This is a genomic window from Psychrobacter sp. FME13 (genome assembly GCF_014861395.1).
Lineage (GTDB): Bacteria > Pseudomonadota > Gammaproteobacteria > Pseudomonadales > Moraxellaceae > Psychrobacter.
In genome coordinates this window covers 1-1501 of sequence record NZ_RRYV01000287.1, presented here as the reverse complement: position 1 = coordinate 1501, position 1501 = coordinate 1, and the positions used below count along the sequence as shown (strand labels likewise).

The 1501-nt window shown below is 35.8% G+C and carries 1 protein-coding gene and 1 pseudogene; one reads left to right on the top strand and one right to left on the bottom strand.

What is annotated here, in order from left to right; genetic code table 11:
* A partial coding sequence (locus EI164_RS16055) for an IS3 family transposase (protein ID WP_192520980.1) occupies positions 1 to 266 on the top strand: 266 nt, incomplete at its 5' end.
* Positions 267 to 1350: 1084 nt separating this feature from the next.
* Here EI164_RS16055 and EI164_RS17250 read toward each other — a convergent pair.
* Positions 1351 to 1501 (bottom strand): annotated as a pseudogene (locus EI164_RS17250) (IS30 family transposase); the annotation flags it as partial.

Below are 1501 nucleotides of genomic sequence, written 5' to 3'. Positions count from 1 at the left end.
CCTACCACAAGACCATTAAGCAGCATCAATTTATAGGCTCAATGAGCGGCAAAGGAAACTGTTTCGATAACGCTCCGATAGAAAGCTTCTGGGGCACATTAAAGAATGAGCTGGTATATCATCAAGACTATAAAACAAGGTTCACAGCCATCAATGATATTATCAGTTATATCGAGCTGTACTACAATCAGACGAGGATTCAAAAGGGTTTGGACTATAAATCGCCAAGACAGGTGTGGTTTGATTATTATCGTCAGGCTGCGTAACTAAAATCTCCCAAGTTTATGTGTACGGATTTGACGGCAGGGGTCAATTTGGTATCACTTAACTCATCTGTGCGAAGATCCAATCGTTTGGATGGATGAGGCAACATATCATGGTGAAGATTAAGGTGTGTCATTGAGGCGTGTTTGTGTAGTCAGAAAGCTACTAAACCGCTACGGCGTTACTTTCCTTCTTAGGTGTACTACTTAATATAACCTGTAGTCAGCTGTCTTGTATTTATTTTAGATTTATTTGACTATAAAACGAAGTTGATAAAATTTATCCAACATATGTCCTATAGGATTATGTATTTTCTATGTTACCTGTTATTATACGACAGCAACAATTCTGAGATAATATATAATATTTTAAAGTCTTAGTGTTTTCAGCGCTGATAGTTAAGAGAACTGATAATAGATATATTATGAATGTCTTTTTTAAGCTGGTTATAGCTCGTTTTTTATTGAATATTTTGAGGAAAGTTACGTGGAAATTATAGGAATGCTTTTACTTGTTGTTGCAAGTATCATGTGTCTTGTTTATAGCATCAAATTGATAATTATTGCTTTTCAAGAGTCGGTGCTGTGGGGGCTATTGTATTTTTTTATTCTACCTGCAAGCTTGTATTTTATTATCACCCGTTGGCCAGAATGTAAGTCACCATTTTTGAAATTATTAATATCAATTGCATGTATGTACCTGGGAGCTTCGATGTCCTCGCCATCGTATTAAAGCTTCAGTAGGGAATGAAGTAGTTAGGTATTTGCAATGACTTGCTGCTTAAAGTGATGGCTATACATAAAAATAGCGTATTCATAATCTGAATACGCTATTTGTTTATCATCTAAATGTAGGCTAAATTCATACTGATCTTAGTACGCACCTTTGCTATAGATAAGCTCATAGCTGTGGCTGTAAATCTCGACGATGTTGTCAAACGGATCTTCTATATGACATTGTCAATGCGTATCAACGTTGCATCTTGTTCATAACAAAGATCAGTTAGTAGCAGTACCTATATATAAATGTTAAACACGCCATACTCTATTTATATATATTTCTTAGATTAACACACCAAGTGCAACGCTAATTAATATTATAGAACGCCTGCATAGGCGTCTTAAACCCTAATCGTTTTCTTGGTCTGTTGTTTAATTTGTTCTCAATGTCCTGCATCTCATCATCAGAGACTTGTCTAAAGTCACAACCCTTAGGCAAGTACTCTCTGATAAGGCCG